Source organism: Streptomyces sp. SP17BM10, from assembly GCF_036322405.1.
In the GTDB taxonomy this organism is placed as follows: domain Bacteria; phylum Actinomycetota; class Actinomycetes; order Streptomycetales; family Streptomycetaceae; genus Kitasatospora.
The window spans coordinates 1-284 of record NZ_JAQYXB010000512.1 but is presented as its reverse complement, the minus strand read 5'-3'; the positions used below and the strand labels follow the sequence as shown (position 1 = coordinate 284).

Here is a 284-nt window from a genome sequence, read left to right as displayed (position 1 = left end):
GGGAAACTCTTGCGCCGATTGACCAAGGGTTCCTGGGTCAAGCTGATCTGCCCAGGGTAAGTCGGGACCTAAGGCGAGGCCGACAGGCGTAGTCGATGGACAACGGGTTGATATTCCCGTACCCGCTTTGAAGCGCCAACGTCGAACCAGATGATGCTAAGGCCGTGAAGCCGTCCCGGAGCCTTCGGGCAAAGGGAAGTGGTGGAGCCGCCGGTCCAAGTCTGCAGTAGGTGAGCGATGGGGTGACGCAGGAAGGTAGTCCAGCCCGGGCGGTGGTTGTCCCG

The 284-nt window shown here is 61.6% G+C and carries 1 rRNA gene; it reads left to right on the top strand.

Annotated elements, in window-relative coordinates:
• Window positions 1-284: ribosomal RNA gene (locus PUR71_RS09325) — 23S ribosomal RNA — on the top strand; the annotation flags it as partial.